Origin of the sequence: Rouxiella aceris (assembly GCF_012933545.1) — a bacterium.
GTDB classification, from domain to species: domain Bacteria; phylum Pseudomonadota; class Gammaproteobacteria; order Enterobacterales; family Enterobacteriaceae; genus Rouxiella; species Rouxiella aceris.
Genome location: NZ_JAADJU010000014.1, coordinates 25,073 through 44,587 on the forward strand (window position 1 = coordinate 25,073; position 19,515 = coordinate 44,587).

Consider the following 19,515-nt stretch of genomic DNA (forward strand, 5'->3'; position numbering starts at 1 on the left):
GTCGTAGCGGGCAGGCCCGCCGGCGCCCCCCGTGTGTACTATCCCGGCTATTTCGATCGCCAAGACAAGGTTGTTCGCTATGCAAGCCTAGGAGTGACGGCTTTTTTCGCCTGGAGCCCCTTTTTTAAGCCCGACCGCCACCACCAATGCCGCCCCGATTACCCCTGCGAAAATAGATAGCGTGTCGGGGGAAGAGGGGAGCCGCCGGGCGATAGCCGGGTCGGTAACCAACATAGTGCCCGCTATCCAGCCAATCAAGGCACCGCCGAGCATAATAACCATCGGGAAACGATTGATCAGCGCCAGCACCAGCTTGCTGCCGGCGATAATAATCGGAATGCTGATCACCACGCCCAGCGCCACCAATAGCACATTTCCCTTGCCCGCAGCGGCCACCGCCAGCACGTTATCCAGCGACATCACCACATCGGCAACCACAATAGTTGATGCGGTTTTCCACAGACTGGTGCCAGCATCGATCTGATTTCCCTCGTCTTCCTGATTGGCCACCAGCTTGATACCGATCCACAATAGCAACAGTCCGCCTACCAGCTTCAGATAGGGCAGCGTCAGCAGAGTGACGGCAATAATCAGTAAAATCACCCGGGCTACAATGGCCCCCGCCATACCGATAACAATGGCTTTATTGCGCTGGTGGCTTGGCAACTTACGGCAGGCAAGGGCGATCACCACCGCATTATCGCCGCCTAACAACAGATCAATTACGATAATTTGCAGCAGGATAACCACGTAGTCCCATTGATCAAATAACCCGTTCATAACTCACTCTATATTTTTGAAAAAAGAAAAAACCGCGAATCGAATAGTGACTGGCAGTGTCGGATCCATGGCCATGCTATGTCGCTAGCTTAGCGGCGAGGCACCGATATATAAACCAATATTCAACGAGAAGTTAATTTCTGACCGAGATTAGGGGGTAACAGCCTATTTATGATGACCGATTTTGCTGGGGGCGGGGGCTATTGTTTAAAACAAAAAGTCCGGGCCAGTTGGCCAGGACTTTCAGGTAAAGCAGACAATGGACTGGCGTTATTCCATGCCTAATTCTTTAAGTTTACGTGTCAGCGTATTGCGTCCCCAGCCCAGCAGGCGTGCTGCTTCCTGTTTATGGCCCTGAGTATGGCGCAATGCGGTGGTCAGCAGGGTGCGTTCCATTTCGGGTTGGGCTTCAGACAACAGGTTTTGATGACCGGAACGCAGGGCACGATCGGCCCACTGTGCCAGCAAGGTAGCCCAGCTGTCGGGCAGACTCTGGCCGCCGCTTTCCGGGATAGCGCTTTCAAACAGTTCGGAAGGCAGATCCTGAATCAACACTTCCTGACCTGCTGCCATCACGGTTAACCAACGGCAGGTATTTTCAAGCTGACGGACGTTACCCTGCCAAGGCAGACGAGTGAGCGCTGTCTCGGTTTCCGGGTGCAGATTTTTGGCTTCGACCCCCAGCTCTTTGGCGGCAACCTGCAGGAAATAGCGCGCCAGACGCGGAATATCTTCACGACGTTCGCGCAGTGGAGGCAGGTGCACACGAATAACGTTTAACCGGTGAAACAAGTCCTCACGGAACTTGCCTTCCTGCACGCGCAACTCAAGATTTTGGTGCGTTGCGGCAATAATACGCACATCGACTTTTACCGGCGCATAGCCGCCTACGCGATAGAACTGGCCATCGGCCAGTACGCGCAACAGACGTGTCTGCACATCCATTGGCATATCGCCAATTTCGTCGAGGAACAGTGTGCCGTTATCGGCTTGCTCAAAACGGCCCTGGCGGATTTGATTAGCACCGGTAAAGGCCCCTTTCTCGTGGCCAAAAAGTTCTGACTCAATCAAATCTTTGGGAATTGCCGCCATATTCAGGGCAATAAACGGGGATTTGGCCCGTGGACTATGACGGTGCAGCGCATGCGCCACCAGTTCTTTACCGGTCCCCGATTCACCGTTGATCAGCACGCTGATGGAGGAGCGGGACAGACGACCGATTATGCGAAACACATCCTGCATGGCAGGCGCTTCACCGATGATATCTGCCGTCGGGCCACTTGCCGGTTGAGTGCGTGGCGGCTGTTGCTGTTCCTGATAGTGGCTGATTGCGCGTTCTACCAGGGCAACGGCTTCATCAATATCAAAAGGTTTGGGCAGATAGTCAAAGGCACCTTGTTGATAGGCGCTGACGGCGGCGTCCAAATCCGAGTGTGCGGTCATGATAATCACAGGCAACATCGGATGACGTTGCTTGATTTGCTTTAACAGCGCCAACCCGTCCATGCCGGGCATGCGAATATCTGATAACAAAACGTCAGGGGTTTGAGTCGCAATGGCTTCCAACACTTCATTGCCGCTGTCAAAGGTTGTGCAGTTTAAACCCGCCCCGGTCAGCGCGCGTTCAAGTACCCAGCGGATGGAGCTATCGTCATCGACGATCCAGACTATCCCTCGTTGCATAAGAACCTCACTGGCGAATAGGCAGGTAGACCGAGAATTCGGTGTGTCCTGGCCAACTGTTAAATTCAACTTTACCCGAATGCTGGTCAATCAAACTGCGCGCAATTGACAGGCCCAGACCTGTACCGCCTTCGCGACCGCTAACCATAGGGTAAAAAAGTGTATCCTGCAGATGCGCAGGCACGCCCGGGCCGTCATCTTCTATATCAATACGGGCAACCAGACGGTAGCGCACACCATGCAAAGTAATCTGGAAAGCGGTACGCGTTCTTAGCGTAATGGTGCCGCCTTCCTCGCCCAACGCCTGCAGGGCATTGCGGGTAATATTAAGCAGGATCTGCTCTATCTGGTCCGGGTCATGGGCCAGTTCCGGCAAGCTGGGATCGTAATCCCGTACCAGCTGCACGTTATCCGGCTTCTCCATCGAGACCAGCTGGCAGACCCGCTCGGCAACCTGATGGATGCTTTGCGTAATATGCTGGCTCGGACGCTGCGGACCCAACAGGCGATCGACCAGGTTCCGTAATCTGTCGGCCTGCTCGATAATCACCTTGGTGTATTCCAGCAGGGCGGGATCGGGGAGCGCTTTCGACAACAGTTGCGCAGCACCGCGTAAGCCACCCAGCGGATTTTTAATTTCATGAGCCAGCCCGCGTATCAAATCGCGAGCGGCAACTTGTTGAGCATGCTGAAGTTGTTCCTGACTCAGACGGCGTTGGTTGTCCATTGGCGCCAGCTCAATCAAAATATAACCCTCCGGCAAAGCCTGAGCGGTCAGCGACATAATATGCGCGCGACCATCTACTACCAGGGTGACTTCGCTGTCGGTAAATCCTTGTCCTGCTTCAACACTTTCGCGCATAAGCGCGATATTGAGCGAAAAGTAGCCCACCAGCTCGGGTAAGGGTGTCCCGAACAGCTTGCGTGAACTCTGCGCTAATAATTGCTGAGCCGCCGGATTGGCATAATGCACTGCCAATTCGTCGTCCAACAGCAGAACGCTGTTGATAAGAGAATTAAGGATCTGCCCAGCATCGGGCAGCTTGCCAGTTGCCATACAGCAGTCTCCCGCACCTGATTGGTGCATTTAAACCGCTACCCGCCAACATCGTCGGGTCAGAGGTGGTTACACAGGAAAGAGCGTGGAGAAAAAAGCCCATCCGGAGATGGGCTGAAAATTTCCACGGCAACAAAAATATCTCGGTCTCTAGCTCCGCGTCGCAGCACATCGTCAGGACAGTTGCGGCGCAGACAGTAAACTCAGGGAGTAAACATCAGCCATTTATTCCCCGCTATACCCACTATCCTGAAAATGCAGGAGGTGGCTGCCTTTATTCACCCCGGTCGCTTGCTGAGCAAGTTGCCGGGGGATACTGAGTTGCTGCCTGCCTGCATAGTGAAGGCAGTGGGATATAACGTATTAGACGCTGTAGTAGAGTTCGAATTCTACTGGGTGTGGCGTCATGCGCACACGGTCCATCTCGTCTTTACGCAGCGCGATATAAGCTTCGATAGCGTCGTCGGTGAACACGCCACCGCGGGTCAGGAATTCACGGTCTTCGCTCAGAGCGTTCAACGCTTCTTCCAGAGAGCCTGCAACTTTAGGGATCTCTGCATCTTCTTCTGGTGGCAGATGGTACAAGTCTTTGTCCATTGCATCGCCAGGATGGATTTTGTTGATTACGCCGTCCAGGCCAGCCATCAGCAGGGCAGCAAATGCCAGGTATGGGTTAGCCGCTGGATCAGGGAAGCGAGCTTCGATACGCACCGCTTTCGGGCTGGAAACGTGAGGAATACGGATAGAGGCTGAACGGTTGCGAGCAGAGTAAGCCAGCATAACCGGTGCTTCGTAGCCCGGGACCAGACGTTTGTAAGAGTTGGTAGTCGGGTTAGCGTAGGCGTTGATCGCTTTGGCATGTTTGATGATGCCGCCGATGTAGTACAGCGCCATTTCAGACAGGTTGCCGTATTTGTCACCAGAGAACAGGTTCTGGCCGTCTTTGGACAGTGACATATGGCAGTGCATGCCTGAACCGTTATCGCCAAACATAGGTTTTGGCATAAAGGTCGCAGTTTTACCAAATGCGTGTGCCACGTTGTGCACCACGTATTTGTAGATTTGGATTTCGTCAGCTTTTTTGGTCAGAGTGTTGAAGCGGGTTGCCACTTCGTTCTGGCCAGCGGTTGCTACTTCGTGGTGGTGAGCTTCAACAACCAGGCCCATTTCTTCCATGGTCAGACACATGGTAGAACGCAGATCCTGAGATGAATCGACTGGAGGAACCGGGAAGTAACCGCCTTTTACTGCTGGACGGTGGCCTTTGTTGCCGCCTTCGTATTTGGTTGCAGAGTTCCATGCGCCTTCGATATCGTCGATTGCAACATGAGAACCGGAGATGCTGCTGCCAAAACGCACGTCATCAAACAGGAAAAATTCTGGCTCTGGCCCAAACAGAACGGTATCAGCGATGCCTGAGCTTTTCAGGAACTCTTCTGCACGTTTTGCGGTAGAACGTGGGTCGCGGTCATAACCTTGCATGGTATTCGGTTCGAGGATATCGCAACGAATAATCAGGGTTGACTCTTCATAGAACGGGTCAAGAACAGCGGTAGATGCATCTGGCATCAATACCATGTCTGATTCGTTGATGCCTTTCCAGCCGCCGATGGATGAACCATCGAACATTTTGCCTTCTTCAAAGAAGTCTTCATTTACCTGGTGAGCTGGAATGGTAACGTGCTGTTCTTTGCCTTTAGTATCAGTGAAGCGCAGGTCGATGAATTTGACTTCATTTTCCTTGATTATCGCAAAAACGTGTTCAGCGGACATACTAGTTCTCCCGAATTTCTCATTATCGTCATCGTCGTGGAACGATTAAACAAACGTTGTTGAAAATGGCGTGTGGCTTAAACAGCTTTTTTAGTTGCTCTGATAAGACTCTTTGCACCCTGGAATTTTAATTGCGAAATCTGTGCCAACTCTGTGAAATAGGTGTGAATGCCGTTATAGGCGGCTTACACTCTTACCGAGTATGCACCATAACGGAATTTGTGCACTATTATAGTTCAGTGGGTCCAGGGTGGTGAACCAAAATGGTGCACCATCATGGATCATGAGGGGATTTGCACCGTGAAAGGGATCACAAAGTAACCATCTTTCAGTTGTTTCACAGAGATCCTTGTGAACTTGTTTAGAACCTCGCCTAATACGTGTACAATAGCGCGCTATTTCTATATTTCTAAATGCCTGAGGCAAAGCTGTGATCGAAAATTTGCGTAACATCGCCATTATTGCCCACGTTGACCATGGTAAGACCACCCTGGTTGATAAGCTGCTGCAACAATCCGGAACTTTCGGAGAACGTGAAGAAGCTACCGAACGCGTAATGGACTCCAACGATTTGGAGAAAGAGCGTGGGATTACCATCCTCGCAAAAAACACCGCCATTAATTGGAAAGACTACCGCATCAACATCGTTGATACCCCAGGACACGCCGACTTCGGCGGTGAGGTAGAGCGTGTGATGTCAATGGTCGACTCGGTGCTGCTGGTTGTGGATGCAATGGATGGCCCAATGCCGCAAACCCGTTTCGTGACCAAGAAAGCGTTTGCTAATGGTCTGAAACCGATCGTGGTTATCAACAAAGTTGACCGCCCTGGTGCGCGTCCTGACTGGGTTGTGGATCAGGTATTTGACCTGTTCGTAAACCTTGATGCGACCGACGAACAGCTCGACTTCCCAATTATCTATGCATCTGCATTGTTGGGTATTGCGGGTACTGACCATAACGATATGGCTGAAGACATGACCCCGCTGTACCAGGCGATTGTTGACCACGTATCTCCACCACAAGTTGAAATGGAAGCCCCATTCCAGATGCAGATTTCGCAGCTGGACTATAACAACTATGTGGGCGTTATCGGCATCGGCCGTATTAAACGCGGTACCGTCAAGCCTAACCAGCAAGTGACTATCATTGATAGCGAAGGCAAAACCCGTAACGCGAAAGTGGCTAAAGTTCTGACCCACATGGGTCTGGAACGTATCGAAGCAACTCTTGCTGAAGCTGGCGATATCATTGCTATTACCGGTATGGGCGAGCTGAATATCTCCGACACCATCTGTGATCCACAGAATGTCGAAGCGCTGCCAGCACTGAGCGTTGACGAACCTACCGTTACCATGTACTTCAACGTCAACACCTCTCCGTTCTGCGGCAAAGAAGGTAAGTATGTGACTTCACGTCAGATCCTTGACCGTCTGAACAAAGAGCTGGTGCACAACGTGGCACTGCGTGTTGAAGAAACCGAAGACGCCGATGCATTCCGCGTTTCAGGCCGTGGTGAACTTCACCTGTCGGTTCTGATCGAAAACATGCGTCGTGAAGGCTTTGAACTGGCTGTTTCTCGTCCAAAAGTTATCAACCGTAAAATCGATGGCCGTATGCAAGAGCCATTCGAAAACGTGACTCTGGATATCGAAGAACAGCACCAGGGTTCAGTCATGCAAGCCATGGGTGAACGTAAAGGCGACGTTAAGGACATGATCCCTGACGGCAAAGGTCGTATTCGTTTGGACTACCTGATCCCGGCCCGTGGCCTGATCGGTTTCCGTACCGAATTTATGACCATGACTTCTGGTACCGGCCTGCTGTACTCCACGTTCAGTCACTACGATGACGTGCGTCCAGGCGAAATCGGCCAGCGTCAGAACGGCGTGCTGATCTCTAACGGTCAGGGTAAGGCTGTTGCCTTTGCTTTGTACGGTCTGCAAGATCGCGGCAAGTTGTTCCTGGGTCACGGTGCAGAAGTGTATGAAGGCCAGATCATCGGTATTCACACCCGTTCTAACGACCTGACCGTTAACTGCCTGACCGGTAAGAAACTGACCAACATGCGTGCGTCTGGTACCGACGAAGCAACGACTCTGGTTCCTGCTATCAAAATGTCTCTGGAGCAAGCTCTGGAATTCATCGATGATGACGAACTGGTCGAAGTAACGCCTATCTCTGTACGTATTCGTAAACGTCACCTGACTGAAAACGATCGTAAACGTGCCACCCGTGGTCCTAAAGAAGCCTAATCTTCTTGGTGAGCAACAGGGTTTTATCTAGATAAAACCTTTGGGTGAAAAGCCAGTCAGTTAACGCTGACTGGCTTTTTTATTGGGGTACTTGCTGAACGAGCAGCCTTTATCAGGCTTTTTTTTTGCAATGCATAATTTTTCACCATTCAGCTGGGCATGAAGAGTCTATCTCTATCTGAAAGACCAAGGGATTGTCAATTTTTAATAGAAATCAATGAGATATGTAATGCCTGTCTTTGGCTTTCCTTGATGGGTGGCATTGCTGATATGAAGAATTAGGCTACCCGTCCTGGCACAATCTGTTAGTTATTACGCGCGTCGGTTTATTAGTGCATATCTCCCAAGCTTTATTTATTTGTTCTTGCACATGCCAACATTATACGATGATCCGGAAATGATTTTATTCCGAGGAACCCTTTGAATTTATTTTAAAAATCAACTCGCTAACTTGCTGCGCCGCGGTATATTCGAAAATTATTTGAATGTTTGGATACAATCTATTCATTTTATTAATGTACATATCCCATCCACCTACCATACCTATAGTCGGTATTTCGGTTGCCGATGTTACCTCCGTAGGCTCGCCAAATTCCGATCTCACTTTGCTTCTATCCATCGATAGTGAGAATGGCTGTGGCATTTCACCATGATAAATATGTGTATCGTTTTCATCTGTCGGAATAAGACTAATAGTTAAGGAAATCAGAATTTTAGATACATCATTAAATGTCAGTATAAGGCCATTTTCTGGTTCACAATAAAACTCGTCATCACCATCAAACATATATTCAAACTTATCTGTGGGTATTAATTTTTTCGCTATAAGTTGCTCTGCGCTTAATCCTAAACTTTTGATTAATAAAACAATATTTCTCATCATTTATACCATCCTTGTTTTCTATTAAAATGATGTAAATCGTGATGTGCCTGGTTCAGTTGTTCATCACTAAACCCTGCTTCGCGTAACCCTATTCGTTGCGCTTCAAAATTACTGGTTACCGCTGCTTTCAAGTCGGATGCATCTTTTGATTTTTCCACTGCTGTCAAAAATGGAGTTGATAAAGGTGGCGCGGCAGGGACAGGAGCTAATGCTATCAAGGGTGCCTGCCAGCATTTTCCCCTCATCCCAGATATCTTGAATGCCGCCGCAAATTTGGTAACGCCCGGAATGCTTGCCACAGGACACCGCATCGCCGTCGCGTGCCGTGGGCACGCCATTCCAGGTGAAAGTGGGATCGCCGCTAAGGATCTCACCACCGCAGGTGGTCTTGTCACCCACGCGAAGAAAATACCCCATTGCCATTTTAAATCCTTTTAAATTAATTGGTTAAGGTGTTATCTATATTACCCAGACCGTTGGCATTAACCGAAATTTCTTTTGTCTTATTGTGATCGGCTTCAGCATGCGCTTGACTATTTTTTCAATAAACAACCGCTATGCTTCTATCTGTGTCACTGTTCAGCGTCGACGTTTACCGCTACAGTAAAACTTCATCTTTGAAATCAGGAGAGTGCAATGCTGTATATTTTTGATATGGGCAACGTAATTATTGAGATCGATTTCAAACGTGTGCTTGGTGTGTGGAGTAAGCTCAGCGGGGTGCCGTTGGCTCATCTGGTGGAGCGCTTTACCATGGGCGAAGTCTTTCAGCAGCATGAACGGGGCGAAATCAGCGATGAAGACTTTGCTGCGCAACTTTGCCGCGAGATGGGCATTGCACTGAGTTTTGAACAATTCAGTGCCGGCTGGCAGTCTATTTTTGTCAGTTTGCGTCCTGAGGTCATTACGATTATGAAGGAGTTGCGCGCGCAGGGGCATCGCGTGGTGGTGTTATCCAACACCAACCGTTTGCACCTCGACCACTGGCCGGTGCACTATCCCGAAATCGAACAAAACGTCGATGCCTTATACCTGTCGCAGGATTTGGGGATGCGTAAACCCGATCCGGCCATTTTCCAACATGTGTTGGAAAAAGAAGGATTTAGTCCGCAAGAAACGGTGTTCTTTGACGACGTAGCCGATAACGTCAATGCGGCCAGTGCGCTGGGTATTCAGGCCTTTTTGGTTGAGGATGACCAAACGTTGCCACGCCATTTTTCCGGAAACCAAATCACCTGAGTAAACAAGGATGACAGAATGCCAAGGCTCCATCCGAGACTAAAGTCAGCAGTACATTTTGGCCATATGCTGTTTAAGCGCGCCGACAACGATGGATTAACCTTGTTGGCGGGTCATCTTGCCTATGTCTCTCTGCTTTCACTGGTACCGCTGATCGCCGTGGTCTTCTCGTTATTTGCGCTTTTCCCGGTATTTTCCGAGATCAGTAACCAGCTAAAGACCTTTATCTTTAATAACTTTTTACCCGCCACCGGCAATATCATTCAACACTATCTCGAACAGTTTGTGGCCAACTCCAGCAAGATGACTGCGGTCGGCACCTGCGGGTTGATTGTTACCGCATTATTGCTGATCGCCTCTGTGGATAGCGTATTAAACAAGATTTGGAACAGCCACAGCAAACGGCCGATTGTATTCTCCTTTGCCGTTTACTGGATGGTGCTGACATTGGGGCCGATCCTGCTGGTGGCCAGCGTTGCCATCAGCTCCTACCTGTTATCCCTTAACTGGCTAAGCCTTAATGGTGTCCATTATCTGGTCGACCGCCTGTTGCGAGTGTTGCCCCTGCTGATCTCCTGTGGATCGTTCTGGCTGATTTATTGCGTGGTACCAACAGTGCGCGTACCGCCAAAGGACGCGCTGATCGGCGCGTTGGTGGCCGGTTTACTGTTTGAATTGGGCAAGAAGGGCTTTGCACTGTACATCACGCTGTTTCCTTCTTATCAGCTGATTTATGGTGTTCTTGCGGTGATCCCGATTTTATTTTTATGGGTTTATGTCAGCTGGTGTATCGTGTTACTCGGTGCCGAAATCACCGTTACGCTAGGTGAGTATCGTGGCGAAGGTCAGAAGCCGGTGGATGATAAGCAAACCACCGCTCAGGAGAAATAGGGTCGTTATGATTGCGTTAATTCAACGAGTTTTACAGGCCAGCGTTACCGTTGAAGGCGAGGTTTGCGGTGAAATTGGTCCTGGTTTGTTGGTATTACTGGGCGTTGAGCAGGGCGATGATGAGCAGAAAGCCAAACGCCTGTGTGAAAAGGTGATCGGTTACCGAATTTTTGGCGACAGTGACGACAAAATGAATCTTAATGTCACTCAAGCTGGGGGCAGTTTATTGGTGGTTTCGCAGTTTACGCTGGTTGCCGATACGCAGAAAGGGATGCGTCCGGGCTTTTCACGCGGTGCGACGCCTGCCGAGGCCGACAGACTGTATCAATACTTCTATGGTCAGTGTCGCGACAAAGGCATTCATACCGAAACCGGGCGTTTCGCGGCGGATATGAAAGTGGCTTTGGTCAACGATGGCCCCGTGACCTTCTGGTTACAGGTCTGAAGCAACGGCACAATGCCTGAGAGAGAACCTGTCTATGTATCACCTGAAAGTTCCCGTTACTGAATCAGAATTGGCGGCTTATTATCGATTTCGCTGGGAAATGCTGCGTAAACCTCTGCATCAACCCGAGGGGTCAGAACGTGATGCCTATGATGCCATGGCTCATCATCAAATGGTGGTCGATGAACAGGGCGAGCCGGTTGCCGTTGGGCGGTTATATATTAACGCCGATAATGAAGCCTCTATCCGCTTTCTGGCTGTCGATCCCGAGGTGCAAGCCAAAGGCTTGGGGACACTGGTGGCGATGACCCTGGAGTCGGTGGCGCGTCAGGAGGGGGTAAAGCGCGTAGTCTGTAGCGCCCGTGAAGACGCCGTAGAATTTTTTGCCAAACTGGGTTTTGTTAATCAGGGCGAGATCACCACGCCGCAGACCACCCCGGTGCGCCATTTTTTGATGATTAAACCAGTGGAGACCCTGGATGATATTCTGCACCGGCCTGACTGGTGCGGACAGCTGCAACAGGCCTGGTATGATCATATTCCCCTCAGTGAAAAAATGGGGGTGAGGATCAGCCAGTACACCGGGCAGCGCTTTGTTACTACCATGCCGGAAACCGGCAATCAGAACCCGCATCACACTCTGTTTGCCGGCAGTCTGTTTTCCCTGGCCACGCTGACCGGTTGGGGACTGATTTGGTTATTGCTGCGTGAGCGTCATCTTGGCGGCACCATTGTGCTGGCCGATGCCCATATTCGCTACAGTTCGCCGGTCACCGGTCGTCCGCGAGCCATTGCCGACCTCAGTTCAATCAGCGGCGATCTGGATCGACTGGCCAAAGGGCGTCGGGCGCGTGTTCAGCTTGATGTCAAACTGATGGGGGACGAAGGAGAAGGGGCCTTGTTTGAAGGAACTTATCTGGTGTTGCCTGCGCGAGCGGGTGCGCCTCTCGAACCAACCATCGACTGACCTACCGCCTCACCCATAGCGGGTGAGGCGATGTGGGTAACTATTGGCTCAACGGGCTGACCACACCTTTGCTCATTTGCTGTTGCAGCGATTTGCCATCGGCAGCGGTGGCATGCAATGTGGCATTAATGGTGGGTTTAAAATCGATATTGGCCGGCATTTTACCCTGCAGGGTAAGTTGCAGATTGGCATTGCCTTGCAGCGGTAATTCCGGCCAGCCCCAGTTCTGCAAGACATTGGCTGGCACCGCTCGTCCGGTCATGGTCAGAGAAAAATCCCGCTGCGGCTGTTGGCTGACATTAGCAGTAGCCTCCAGCAATCCCTCTTTGGTAAAGGCACTCAGCTCGGTAATTTTCACCGCATCACTGTTGGCTTCAAGCGCCAGTGAAGGGCGGCGAACATCATTTTTGTTAAAGGTGGCATCGCTGCCATTCAGGGTCAGTTTACCGTTCCATATCCCCCACTGATGATTATGCGCCACCAGCAGATTGTTGCCGAGCCCTTCGAGCGCGGTCACCTGGAAAGGAAAATCAGGGGAAATATCGATGATCAGGTTCCGGTTTGCCGTGAGCTTGCTGATCGACACCTCAGACAGCCAGTCCGGCAAGGCGGTGACCCATAGCTGCCGCCAGTTTTGCGGCAGCGTATATTCCAGCGCGGCCACGCTAAGCTCGTCGAGATTCAGGCTGTGCGAGGCGCGGTCCCAGCGGCCACTGGTGCGCAGCAAGCCACCTTCCCAGCGCGAGCCAACCTGGCGAATGGCGATACCCTGTGGTGACAAATCCAGATTGACCACCGGGTCGATAAAATGCAGGTTGCCGTTAATCAGATCGGTGGCATTAAGCGAAAGCTGCCCGTCGGTACTTTGCCAGTCACCCTGTTGCAGGGTGACATCGGTGACCGTCAGATCCAGATCGCTGAACGCCCAGTTTTGTCCCTGCAGACGCGCATCAATCAGGTCCAGGCGCTTGATATCCACTTTCGGCAGTTTGACAAACTCCTGCCAAAAGCTCGCCAGAGTTTGCGAGGTTTGCAGTCTGACGTTGCTCAGTCGCAGGCTGTCCAGCGTCCAGCTACCGTCACTGCTGCGGCTGGCTTTACCGGTCAGTTGCCCGCGCGCCAGATCGGCACCGAAATTGGTCAGGTTAAGCTGCTGATTATCGATACGTCCCTGGATCAATACATTGTCGGTAGGAATATCATCCAGCGTCAGGGTATCGGCACTGAGCTGGAACTGGGCATTGCTGCCCAGCACCGAAGTTTTTCCCGGCTGCCAGGGAGTAATACCGGCATTAACGTTTTTACCGTCCACTTTCCACTGTTCCAGATGACCACTCATGGCCATCTTGTTGAGTTGCAGCGTATTGGCCTGTAATGGAAGATTGAGTGCCGAGGGGGAAAGGCTCAGTGTGCCATTGACCAATACCACGCGATCAAAAAAGCGTGGGTCGGTAATTTGATGCCAGCTCAGGTCGAGATCCACCTCACCGGCATCAAGGACGTCGGGCTGGTTTTTTTGCCCAAACTTTACCCCGGAAAGAGTAATACGGCTGGGCGTACTCCAGGTATGAGTCACCTGCTCAATGGTCAGGCGGTATTCACTGCGCTCGCTGATCCAGCGGCTAAGTGAGCTGGCTGCCCAGCGCGTTTGCAGCAAGACATACAAGATGACGATTGCCAGTACCAACAACAGGAGTATTGTCAGCAGAAGTTTACCGATAAATTTCATCGTCTGAATCCATATCCGTTGGGTAAGTTGGAAAAGCGTACAACTGTTTATGCCGTAATCAGCAATCTTTCTCAATAGGTTAGCATGTAACAGACGATAAAAAACGGCGGAGAACGCGTCTTTCCGCCGTTGAAGTTTACCGGATATGGTCGAATCGGGGATTTTTATCCGCGCTTACGGCTCGCGGGGAAAGACCAGATTAAGCACAATGGCCGTAATACCACCGGCGGCAATACCAGAGGAGAGCAAGGTTTTCAGCCAGTCCGGGGCAAACTGCAGGATCTGCGGTTGCTGTGATACCCCCATACCGACCGCCAATGACAAGGCCATAATCATAATCGCCCGGCGATTGAGACGCTCTCTGGAGACAATACGCACCCCGGATGCAGCAATGGTACCAAACATCACAATGGTCGCGCCGCCAAGTACTGGCTCAGGAATATGCTGCACAAAACCGGCGACTGCCGGGAACAAACCCAGCACAATCAGCATTAATGCCACCACAAAACCCACGTAGCGACTGGCGACGCCGGTCAGCTGGATCACGCCGTTATTCTGGCCAAAGCAGGAGTTGGGGAAGGTATTAAACACCGCAGACAGCATCGAGTTGAGGCCATTGGCCAGCACACCACCCTTGATGCGTTTCATATACAGCTGACCGCTAACTGGTTGCTCTGATACGTCAGAGGTCGCAGTGATATCGCCAATGGTTTCCAGAGAGGTGACCATAAAGATCAGCATCAGGGGGATCAGCAGATTCCAGTCAAAACCCAGCCCGTAATAGAGCGGCGTCGGGATGGTAATCAAATGCCCGGAAGTGGCAGGACTTAGTGTCGGCAGCATACCCATTGCCCAGGCCACCACATAACCTACTGCCATGGCGATCACCAGTGAGGCGACGCGCAGATAGGGGTTGCGCTGGCGGTTAAGGGCAATAATCACCACCAGAACCACAGCGGCGAGCAGCAGATTCTTCGGTGAACCAAAGGTGTGGTTGCTCATGGCGGCATAGCCACCGCCGATAGAGGTCAGGCCGACCTGGATCAGCGACAGGCCAATAATCATCACCACAATACCGGAAACCAGTGGAGTAATGATGCGCTGTGCCAGGTGCAGTACGCGCGACAACAGGATTTCGGTGCAGGATGCCACCATCAGGGTACCAAACAGCGCTGCCATCATGGTTGGCACATCGGCGCCGCCATTTTTCAGCGCCATTCCGCCCATAATCAGTGGAGCAACAAAGTTGAAACTGGTGCCCTGGATAGATAACAGCCCGGAACCGATCGGTCCCCAGGTTTTGATTTGCAGAATGGACGCCAGGCCCGAGGCAAACAAAGACATGCTGATAATGTGTTGGGTATCTTGTTGCGGTAAACCTAACGCCTGACAAATCAGCAGTGCGGGGGTGATCACCGCAACAAACATCGCCAGTAAGTGCTGACAGGCGGCAAACAGTGTCTGTGGCAGCGGTGGACGGTCTTCTAATCGATAAATCAATTCACTGCTACGTGTTGGTTCTGATGATTGGCGCAGTGTCTCTGGCACGGCGGATCCTGTGGTCATTTTTGGCACCCTAAGCGGCAAAGCGGGCATTTTTAATGATATTGACAATAAAAGCAATCGTTTGCCATTGGCATTTTTATTGGTCATTACGCACAAAACCAGCATTTTAATGCTATTTCCCTTGATTCTATGGGGAGATCTATCTTTTAATTCCGTTTCCTGGAGATTTTATTAAAAGTAAAAATTTTTAATCTACTAATTTTCTTGGATATTTTTTGATATGGAGTTCTTTAATGATACACCTCGATACCTACGGCACGTTGGTTGCCGCTACCCTGGTCCTGCTACTGGGCCGTAAGCTGGTAAAATCCGTTTCTTTCCTCGAAAAGTACACCATTCCCGAGCCGGTGGCGGGCGGTTTGCTGGTGGCACTGGTCTTGCTGCTGCTCAATCAGCTGTTTCACTGGGAAATCACTTTTGACCTCTCTCTGCGCGAACCCTTGATGCTGGCTTTTTTCGCCACTATCGGTCTGAACGCCAATCTGGCCAGCCTGCGCGCTGGCGGCAAATCGCTGGTGATGCTGCTGCTGGTGGTCCTCGGTCTGCTATTGTTGCAAAACGCCATCGGCCTGGGCATGGCCAAAATCTTGGGTATCGATCCGCTGATGGGCCTGTTGGCCGGGTCTATTACCCTATCAGGAGGACACGGCACCGGCGCTGCCTGGAGCAAAGTGTTTAGCGAGCGCTACGGATTTGAGAGTGCCACAGAAGTGGCAATGGCCTGTGCCACTTTTGGTCTGGTATTGGGTGGCCTGATTGGCGGGCCGGTGGCGCGTTATCTGGTCAGACACTCGGCCACCCCAAACGGTACCCCCGACGATTTGCAGGATCCCAGCGCCTTTGAAAAACCGACTGTCGGTCGCATGATCACTCCGCTGGTGCTGGTCGAAACGCTGGCGCTGATCGCCATCTGTCTGAGTGCCGGCAGTCATATTGCACGGCAGCTCTCCGGCACCGCTTTTGAATTGCCGACCTTTGTCTGCGTACTGTTTGTCGGCGTGATATTAAGTAACCTGCTGGCATGGTTGGGTTTTTACCGCGTATTTGATCGCGCTGTGTCCATATTGGGTAACGTCAGTTTGTCACTTTTTCTGGCAATGGCGTTGATGAGTCTGAAACTGTGGGAAATGGCCGCGCTGGCGCTGCCGATGATGGCGATTTTGCTGGTGCAAACGCTGGTCATGGCGCTGTATGCCATTTTTGTGACCTATCGTCTGATGGGCAAAAATTACGATGCGGCGGTATTGGCGGCGGGTCACTGCGGATTTGGACTGGGAGCTACGCCGACGGCTATCGCCAATATGCAGGCGATCACCAGCCGTTTCGGGCCTTCGCATCTGGCATTTTTGGTGGTGCCAATGGTCGGCGCGTTCTTTATTGATATCGCCAATGCCATTGTGATTAAGCTTTATTTATTGTTGCCGGTATTTCCTGCGCTGATGGGCTAACGGGCCGGTTTGTGGTCAGGCGGGATCAGGCATTGGTATAGCGTGCGCGCTCGGGCAGCCAACGTTCAATCAATGCCCGGGCATGCTCCGGGTACTGTTGTTGCAGATGGCGGGCAATGCGCTGTACGTCGGGGATCATTGCCTGGTCGCGCAGCAGATCGGCGACTTTAAATTCGGCGCTACCGGTCTGGCGGGTGCCGAGCAGTTCGCCGGGGCCGCGAATTTCCAGATCCTGCTGGGCAATAACAAAGCCATCATTGCTGTCGCGCAGGACTTGCAGACGCTTTTGCGCCGTTTTGCTCAGCGGGGTTTTATATAACAGCACGCAGTGCGAAGCGACAGCGCCACGGCCAACGCGGCCACGCAACTGATGCAACTGCGCCAGACCCAGTCGCTCCGGGTTCTCGATAATCATCAGGCTGGCATTGGGCACGTCGACACCAACTTCGATCACCGTGGTGGCTACCAGCAGTTGGATCTCTCCCTGCTTAAAGGCCTGCATCACCGCCTGTTTCTCTTGCGCTTTCATGCGGCCATGAACCAGACCAATATTTAAATCTGGCAACGCCTCTTTCAGCCCTTGCCAGGTGGCTTCTGCCGCCTGCGCCTCGAGCATTTCCGACTCTTCAATCAGGGTGCAGACCCAGTAGGCCTGACGATTTTCTTCCTGGCAGGCACTTTTAACCCGTTGGATAATATCGCTGCGCCGGGTGTCAGGGATGGCCACGGTAGTCACCGGCGTACGACCCGGGGGCAGTTCATCGATCACCGAGGTATCGAGATCGGCATAGGCGGTCATTGCCAGGGTGCGCGGGATTGGGGTGGCGGTCATAATCAGCTGATGCGGATGAAACCCCTGCTGCTTGCCCTTTTCCCACAGCGCCAGACGCTGGTGGACACCAAAGCGATGCTGTTCGTCGATAATCACCAATGCCAGGGCGGAGAACTGGATCTGCTCCTGAAAGATGGCATGGGTGCCTACCACCATCGATACCTGACCACTGGCGATAGCTTCTTGTTGTGCCAGACGCGCTTTGCCTTTTTGTTTCCCCGCCAGCCAGCCCACCTGAATACCCAGCGGCTCAAACCATTGGCGGAAGTTATTGGCATGTTGTTCTGCCAACAGCTCGGTGGGGGCCATTAACCCGACCTGCTTTCCTTGCGCAATGGCACATAAAGCGGCGAGGGCGGCGACCAGGGTTTTACCCGAGCCAACATCACCTTGAACCAGACGCATCATGGGAAAGGGCTTGGCGAGATCTTGTTCAATCTCGGCAACTACCCGCTGCTGTGCACCGGTGGGACTAAAGGGCAACAAGGCGAGAAATGACTGAATCAAATCCGGGTTGGTAACCAGCGGCAAGGCCTTATAGCTTTGCGTTCCCGCCCGCACGGCGAGCATGCTCAGGTTATGCGCCAGCAACTCTTCCATAATCAGACGGCGCTGTGCCGGATGCTGGCCTTTTTCCAGGTCAGCAAGCTGCATATCGGGAGGCGGGCGGTGTAACAGATGCAAGGCCTGAGACAGCGGCATCAGCGAACGGCTAAGTTCTTCCGGCAGCAGCTCGGCAATGGGCTGACTATCAAGCAGCGCCAATGCCTGATCGGTCAGTTTGCGCAGCGTTGCCTGGCGGATCCCTTCGGTGGTCGGATAGACCGGCGTCAGCGACTCCTGCAATACCACTTCGCTGTTTTCCCCCTGAATGCGGTATTCAGGATGGATAATCTCCGCGCCGTGGGTGCCGCGTTTGATTTCACCATAGGCGGTCACCCGACGACCGGTCGCCAGGCTGTTTTTCATGGCAGCACTAAAGTTAAAAAAGCGCAGCGTTACTATGCCGGTGCCATCGCTAATCTGGCAGGTCAGCATACGTCGACGACCAAAACTGATGTCAGTACGCAGCACCTCGCCTTCTACCGTGGCAAAAATGGCGGGCAATAAATCGTTGATGGCGTAAAGGCGGGTGCGGTCTTCATAGCGCAGCGGCAAATGCAGCAGCAGATCCTGGATGGTTTCGAGCCCAATTTTTGCCAGCTTTTCTGCCTGACTTGCGCCAACGCCCGTCAGTGAGGTAAGCGGAACGGCATCGAGCAGGCGGCCCTTCATCTGGCAACCGTCATTTGCATGGCGGCCCACCAGGCGTCATCGGCGACAATGTTGCCACCGTCATCAATAAAGGGGCGCGGCAGTTTTTTACGCTGGGCAACGTTAGCCAGGACCGGATAGCCGCCTTCAAACAGCAGCCGCTGCTGCTCTTTTTCTTTAAGCAGACTGGTTTTTCGCTGATACATGCCGGCATTTTGACGCTGACGCTGGGCTTCATACAAAATCAGCGCAGAGGCTACCGACACGTTGAGTGATTGCACCATACCGACCATCGGGATCACGATATCACTGTCGGCGAGAGCAAGGGCTTCGGGGGTAATTCCGGTTTTTTCCTGACCCAGCAGAATACAGGTCGGGCGCGTGTAGTCGATAGTGCGAAAATCTACCGCTTTTTCCGACAGATTGGTGGCCAGCACCTGCATGCCCATCGCCTTCATTTTGGCAACGGCGTCCTGAATTGTTTTATGCGTTTTAACTTGAACCCAGCTATTGCTGCCTGCGGCAAAAGATCCCTGGGTTTTCATCCGGCTGCTTGGCCAGACGGCATGGACTTCATGGACGCCAACGGCATCGGCGGTGCGGATCACCGCCGAAACGTTATGCGGTTTGTGAACCTGCTCCATACACAGAGTCAGGTCCGGCTGGCGGGCTGCCAGCATCTCGCGTATGCGCGCATAACGTTCGGGGGTCATC

16 protein-coding genes are annotated in these 19,515 nt (G+C 52.2%); 6 read left to right on the forward strand and 10 right to left on the reverse strand.

Annotation, left to right across the window (positions count from 1 at the left end):
• Positions 1 to 87 precede the first annotated feature (87 nt).
• From GW590_RS21385 to glnA, 4 genes are all read right to left on the reverse strand, one after another.
• Positions 88 to 780, reverse strand: a complete 693-nt coding sequence (locus GW590_RS21385) for a TerC family protein (RefSeq protein WP_169405104.1) — start codon at positions 778 to 780, stop codon at positions 88 to 90.
• A gap of 270 nt (positions 781 to 1,050) precedes the next feature.
• Positions 1,051 to 2,463, reverse strand: a complete 1,413-nt coding sequence (gene glnG / locus GW590_RS21390) for a nitrogen regulation protein NR(I) (RefSeq protein WP_169405105.1) — start codon at positions 2,461 to 2,463, stop codon at positions 1,051 to 1,053.
• Between the two features lie 7 nt (positions 2,464 to 2,470).
• On the reverse strand, positions 2,471 to 3,520 hold the full coding sequence (gene glnL, locus GW590_RS21395) for a nitrogen regulation protein NR(II) (protein WP_169405106.1): 1,050 nt from the start codon (positions 3,518 to 3,520) through the stop codon (positions 2,471 to 2,473).
• Positions 3,521 to 3,883: 363 nt separating this feature from the next.
• Positions 3,884 to 5,293 (reverse strand): glutamate--ammonia ligase, encoded by a 1,410-nt coding sequence (gene glnA, locus GW590_RS21400; RefSeq protein ID WP_169405107.1) that lies wholly within the window; start codon positions 5,291 to 5,293, stop codon positions 3,884 to 3,886.
• 430 nt (positions 5,294 to 5,723) lie between these two features.
• Between glnA and typA the strand changes: the two genes are divergently transcribed.
• Positions 5,724 to 7,547: a ribosome-dependent GTPase TypA gene (gene typA, locus GW590_RS21405; RefSeq protein WP_169405108.1), complete on the forward strand. Its 1,824-nt coding sequence runs from the start codon at positions 5,724 to 5,726 to the stop codon at positions 7,545 to 7,547.
• A 403-nt stretch (positions 7,548 to 7,950) separates the two neighbouring features.
• Here typA and GW590_RS21410 read toward each other — a convergent pair whose 3' ends face one another.
• Both GW590_RS21410 and GW590_RS21415 read right to left on the reverse strand, forming a co-directional pair.
• On the reverse strand, positions 7,951 to 8,430 hold the full coding sequence (locus GW590_RS21410; protein WP_235956010.1) for a DUF6392 family protein: 480 nt from the start codon (positions 8,428 to 8,430) through the stop codon (positions 7,951 to 7,953).
• Between the two features lie 108 nt (positions 8,431 to 8,538).
• Complete coding sequence (locus GW590_RS21415) at positions 8,539 to 8,853, reverse strand: PAAR domain-containing protein (RefSeq protein WP_169405109.1); 315 nt, start codon at positions 8,851 to 8,853, stop codon at positions 8,539 to 8,541.
• A 213-nt stretch (positions 8,854 to 9,066) separates the two neighbouring features.
• On the opposite strand from GW590_RS21415, the gene yihX reads away from it, so the two are divergent.
• From yihX to fabY, 4 genes are read left to right on the forward strand one after another with little or no spacing between them, the layout of a single operon-like run.
• Positions 9,067 to 9,669, forward strand: a complete 603-nt coding sequence (gene yihX / locus GW590_RS21420) for a glucose-1-phosphatase (RefSeq protein ID WP_169405110.1) — start codon at positions 9,067 to 9,069, stop codon at positions 9,667 to 9,669.
• A gap of 18 nt (positions 9,670 to 9,687) precedes the next feature.
• Positions 9,688 to 10,560, forward strand: coding sequence for a virulence factor BrkB family protein (locus GW590_RS21425; protein WP_169405111.1), 873 nt, complete (start codon positions 9,688 to 9,690; stop codon positions 10,558 to 10,560).
• Positions 10,561 to 10,567: 7 nt separating this feature from the next.
• The gene (gene dtd, locus GW590_RS21430; protein WP_169405112.1) at positions 10,568 to 11,005 is read left to right on the forward strand and encodes a D-aminoacyl-tRNA deacylase; all 438 of its coding nucleotides are present in this window, start codon (positions 10,568 to 10,570) and stop codon (positions 11,003 to 11,005) included.
• 34 nt (positions 11,006 to 11,039) lie between these two features.
• The gene (gene fabY / locus GW590_RS21435) at positions 11,040 to 11,972 is read left to right on the forward strand and encodes a fatty acid biosynthesis protein FabY (RefSeq protein WP_169405113.1); all 933 of its coding nucleotides are present in this window, start codon (positions 11,040 to 11,042) and stop codon (positions 11,970 to 11,972) included.
• Between the two features lie 40 nt (positions 11,973 to 12,012).
• Here fabY and GW590_RS21440 read toward each other — a convergent pair whose 3' ends face one another.
• Positions 12,013 to 13,701 (reverse strand): AsmA family protein, encoded by a 1,689-nt coding sequence (locus GW590_RS21440; protein WP_169405114.1) that lies wholly within the window; start codon positions 13,699 to 13,701, stop codon positions 12,013 to 12,015.
• Between the two features lie 174 nt (positions 13,702 to 13,875).
• Positions 13,876 to 15,267, reverse strand: a complete 1,392-nt coding sequence (locus GW590_RS21445) for a nucleobase:cation symporter-2 family protein (RefSeq protein ID WP_169405115.1) — start codon at positions 15,265 to 15,267, stop codon at positions 13,876 to 13,878.
• A 233-nt stretch (positions 15,268 to 15,500) separates the two neighbouring features.
• Here GW590_RS21445 and gltS point away from each other — a divergent pair, with 233 nt between their 5' ends.
• On the forward strand, positions 15,501 to 16,715 hold the full coding sequence (gene gltS, locus GW590_RS21450) for a sodium/glutamate symporter (RefSeq protein ID WP_169405116.1): 1,215 nt from the start codon (positions 15,501 to 15,503) through the stop codon (positions 16,713 to 16,715).
• A 25-nt stretch (positions 16,716 to 16,740) separates the two neighbouring features.
• Here gltS and recG read toward each other — a convergent pair whose 3' ends face one another.
• Together recG and trmH are read right to left on the reverse strand one after the other, a co-directional pair.
• Positions 16,741 to 18,822: an ATP-dependent DNA helicase RecG gene (gene recG, locus GW590_RS21455; RefSeq protein WP_169405117.1), complete on the reverse strand. Its 2,082-nt coding sequence runs from the start codon at positions 18,820 to 18,822 to the stop codon at positions 16,741 to 16,743.
• Positions 18,819 to 19,514: a tRNA (guanosine(18)-2'-O)-methyltransferase TrmH gene (gene trmH, locus GW590_RS21460; RefSeq protein ID WP_169405118.1), complete on the reverse strand. Its 696-nt coding sequence runs from the start codon at positions 19,512 to 19,514 to the stop codon at positions 18,819 to 18,821. The genes recG and trmH overlap by 4 nt, the downstream gene beginning before the upstream one ends.
• Position 19,515 lies beyond the last annotated feature (1 nt).

Bases quoted from the DNA above. Each gene is read 5' to 3' on its own strand.
- GW590_RS21385 (WP_169405104.1), bottom strand. From the start codon at position 780: ATGAACGGGTTATTTGATCAATGGGACTACGTGGTTATCCTGCTGCAA.
- glnG (WP_169405105.1), bottom strand. From the start codon at position 2,463: ATGCAACGAGGGATAGTCTGGATCGTCGATGACGATAGCTCCATCCGC.
- glnL (WP_169405106.1), bottom strand. From the start codon at position 3,520: ATGGCAACTGGCAAGCTGCCCGATGCTGGGCAGATCCTTAATTCTCTT.
- glnA (WP_169405107.1), bottom strand. From the start codon at position 5,293: ATGTCCGCTGAACACGTTTTTGCGATAATCAAGGAAAATGAAGTCAAA.
- GW590_RS21410 (WP_235956010.1), bottom strand. From the start codon at position 8,430: ATGATGAGAAATATTGTTTTATTAATCAAAAGTTTAGGATTAAGCGCA.
- GW590_RS21415 (WP_169405109.1), bottom strand. From the start codon at position 8,853: ATGGCAATGGGGTATTTTCTTCGCGTGGGTGACAAGACCACCTGCGGT.
- yihX (WP_169405110.1), top strand. From the start codon at position 9,067: ATGCTGTATATTTTTGATATGGGCAACGTAATTATTGAGATCGATTTC.
- GW590_RS21425 (WP_169405111.1), top strand. From the start codon at position 9,688: ATGCCAAGGCTCCATCCGAGACTAAAGTCAGCAGTACATTTTGGCCAT.
- dtd (WP_169405112.1), top strand. From the start codon at position 10,568: ATGATTGCGTTAATTCAACGAGTTTTACAGGCCAGCGTTACCGTTGAA.
- fabY (WP_169405113.1), top strand. From the start codon at position 11,040: ATGTATCACCTGAAAGTTCCCGTTACTGAATCAGAATTGGCGGCTTAT.
- GW590_RS21440 (WP_169405114.1), bottom strand. From the start codon at position 13,701: ATGAAATTTATCGGTAAACTTCTGCTGACAATACTCCTGTTGTTGGTA.
- GW590_RS21445 (WP_169405115.1), bottom strand. From the start codon at position 15,267: ATGACCACAGGATCCGCCGTGCCAGAGACACTGCGCCAATCATCAGAA.
- gltS (WP_169405116.1), top strand. From the start codon at position 15,501: ATGATACACCTCGATACCTACGGCACGTTGGTTGCCGCTACCCTGGTC.
- recG (WP_169405117.1), bottom strand. From the start codon at position 18,822: ATGAAGGGCCGCCTGCTCGATGCCGTTCCGCTTACCTCACTGACGGGC.
- trmH (WP_169405118.1), bottom strand. From the start codon at position 19,514: ATGACCCCCGAACGTTATGCGCGCATACGCGAGATGCTGGCAGCCCGC.